Source organism: Candidatus Roseilinea sp. NK_OTU-006 (genome assembly GCF_012931985.1).
Lineage (GTDB): Bacteria > Chloroflexota > Anaerolineae > J036 > Brachytrichaceae > JAAFGM01.
In genome coordinates, this window is sequence record NZ_JAAFGM010000112.1 from 1 (window position 1) to 2,572 (window position 2,572).

At 64.4% G+C, this 2,572-nt stretch carries 2 protein-coding genes and 2 pseudogenes; all 4 read right to left on the bottom strand.

Annotation, left to right across the window (positions count from 1 at the left end):
- A pseudogene (locus tag GXH28_RS15925) lies at positions 1-460 on the bottom strand (hypothetical protein); the annotation flags it as partial.
- Positions 461-491: 31 nt separating this feature from the next.
- Positions 492-1,247 (bottom strand): hypothetical protein, encoded by a 756-nt coding sequence (locus tag GXH28_RS15930; protein ID WP_169239986.1) that lies wholly within the window; start codon positions 1,245-1,247, stop codon positions 492-494.
- Between the two features lie 43 nt (positions 1,248-1,290).
- Positions 1,291-2,352 carry a Rieske 2Fe-2S domain-containing protein gene (locus GXH28_RS15935; protein ID WP_169239987.1) on the bottom strand — a complete coding sequence of 354 codons (1,062 nt, stop codon included), beginning with the start codon at positions 2,350-2,352 and terminating at the stop codon, positions 1,291-1,293.
- Positions 2,353-2,367: 15 nt separating this feature from the next.
- Positions 2,368-2,572: pseudogene (locus tag GXH28_RS15940) on the bottom strand (hypothetical protein); the annotation flags it as partial.

Here is a 2,572-nt window from a genome sequence, read left to right on the forward strand (position 1 = left end):
GATAGTCATGCGCGACGCGATACAAGCCGTTGAAGACGTATTTGATCGTTGGGCCCTCGTAGAGCAGCGATGAATACACCTGCGTCCGACCATCGTCGAGCACCCAGTTCAAAGTGTTCAGGTCACAGGCCCAAAACGGCGAGTAGTAGTGCGAGTTGACCAGGCCGCCATACGGTTGGCCGCTGCCGTAGAAATCCGGGCCGAGATACACGCGATCCCGATCGCTATCCCGAACGCCGAACTTGAAGCTATCAGGGGTAGCCAGACGGTGGAACTCGACCGACGGCAGATCGTGAAAGCGCGTGTTCATCATGTAGGTCGTCGCGCCGGTGGCCGGGTCGAAGACGCTTTCGCGATACACCTTGTTGTAGCCGAGGTGATTGCCATCGCGATCGAATGTGCTGGGATAGCCGTGCCATTCGCCGCTGATGCGCTTCTGGAATTCGCTGGGCTGAGACATACCGTTCATCCTTCGCCAGATGGGTGATGAGTCAGGCTAGAGTTTCGACCTGCGGGTTGCGTAGCACCTCGATCAGCCGCAGGTTCATCGCCTTGCCGATCAACCGCTCGATCTGGCTCCACACCGGATCTACTTCGTAGCTGAAGATGGCGTCGCGGTTGGCGCGATCGCGTTCGGCCAGTTGCGCCGGCGTCATCGTGATCGGCGTCTGGATGCCGTGCTCAACCAAGCTGAACCAGTGCTGCATGTAGGCTTCGATGTGGGGCGCGCACTGGGCGTAGGCGTCTTCCGTCGCCCGATAAGCCAGCATCCATGGCGACATCAGCGCGTACTGGCGCGGCAAGAGGTGGGCCGGCGTCAATCCCGCGATCTTCTTCGCCTGGTCGAAAGTCGGCGTCAGGGGCACGAAGACTTCGTTCATGTAGGCCAAGTTAGCGCCCAGGTCCACGCGCGGGATGAGGTCGAGGTGAAAGGCGAAGCTCGGCCCGGCCATCACGCTATCCAACGTGAAATGGGGCACCGCGCTCGTCGGCGGCGTGAAGGCAAAGAACATGTGCGAGTCCAGGCCGATGGGCGGCGGCACGGTGATGCCGATGTACACCACTTTGCGCACCCGTTCCGCGCCGTCGGCCATCTCCGGCGCAGAGGCGAACAGGCGGCACGCGCCTATCGGCTGCGGCCCCATCGGGCTGGTCAGCGTGATGAACGGATCGCCGATCTCGCGAAGCGCGAAGCGCTGAACGATCTTGTTCAGTGTGTTGTGGCTGAGTTGTTGGGCGAGGGTCATAGCACGTCGGCAGGCTTACATGTTGCGATCGGTGTCATGCGTCTCAGGCGTCGCGCGGCTTGACGGTGGGCACTTCTTTCATCACCCAGGCCGCAGCCAGCTCGGGCACTTCGCGTCGTGCCGGCGATGGGATGACGACGGCCTTGATGTTGGCGTACTCAGCCTGGATCAGGTGCGCATCTATGCCCCAGCCACGCGCGATCGCCTCGTCGCGCAGCCGCGCGCAGGCTTGCGCGATGGCATTCTGCGGCGCGGGCTGCCCTTCGACCCGGGGGCGCATGCGCTCCAGCGCTGCGGCCATGCGCCGATGCGCGATCTCCGGCTCGGTCTGGCTGGTCTTGCGGGCGATCATCCACTTGGTCAAAGTCGTCTCGGTATCCACCGGCAGGTGCGCCATCATCATGTGATCGTCACCGATGCGGTAGAGCGTGACGCAGGGCATGTGAAAGGCGACGAGCGCCTCGCACGGCGCGCTTGGCGCGTGCCGCTTCACCAGCCCGAGCAGGCTACGCTCGATGCGATCCGGCGGCGTCAACGTCGCCGTGATGCGCGCGCCCCATTCGCCCGTTGAGGATGACGCGCCGCTCACCTTTGCCGCTGTGGGAGCGAATTCGCCATCCAAGGCAAGTGCGGCCACCTCCGGCTCGGCCATGTGGGCGATCACCTGCTCATACGGCGCGCGCCAGGAGATAGCGCCGGTGATGATCGCCGCTGCGCCGGCGTCCTTGAGCGCCGGCATGGGCGGACGCTCCGCGTCGGGAATGTCGCCCAGGAACGCCCATACCCAGCCCATCTGCTCGACGGTGGGATAGGCATCCACGCGCGCTTTGCGCGGCACCGGAAAGTCGGGCGGGTTAGCCGGGATGCGCACGCATGCCCCGTCGGCCTGGATTTCCCAGCCGTGATACGGGCAGATGATGCGATCGCCCTGCGTCCAGCCCTCGCTCAGTGCCCCGCCGCGATGCACGCACAGGTCGCTGAGCACGTTGGCGCGGCCATCCGGCAGGCTGTATAGGACGAACTCTTCTTGCAGCGCCGTCACGCGGATCGGCTTGCGGCTGACCTCAGCGCTGAAGGCCAGCGGCCACCAAAAGTTCTTCAACATCTCGTCTCACCTCGCTCACTTCGTGCGCCATTCCACCGACGCATCGTTGGATAACGCTCGCAGGCGCGCTGCTGCTGCCGGGTCGGCACAAGCAGCGGCCAGGACGAATGCCCCGATCACCGCCGCCATGTGCGCGCGCATGGTCGCCTCGTCGCCTTCCGGCGGTAAATCAAGAAAGCTGCGCCCGGCCGTTTCGTCCAGCGGGTGCGCCAGCGTGAAG

Coding starts and splice junctions, on each gene's coding strand:
- GXH28_RS15935 (WP_169239987.1), bottom strand. CDS start 2,352: ATGTTGAAGAACTTTTGGTGGCCGCTGGCCTTCAGCGCTGAGGTCAGC.
- GXH28_RS15930 (WP_169239986.1), bottom strand. CDS start 1,247: ATGACCCTCGCCCAACAACTCAGCCACAACACACTGAACAAGATCGTT.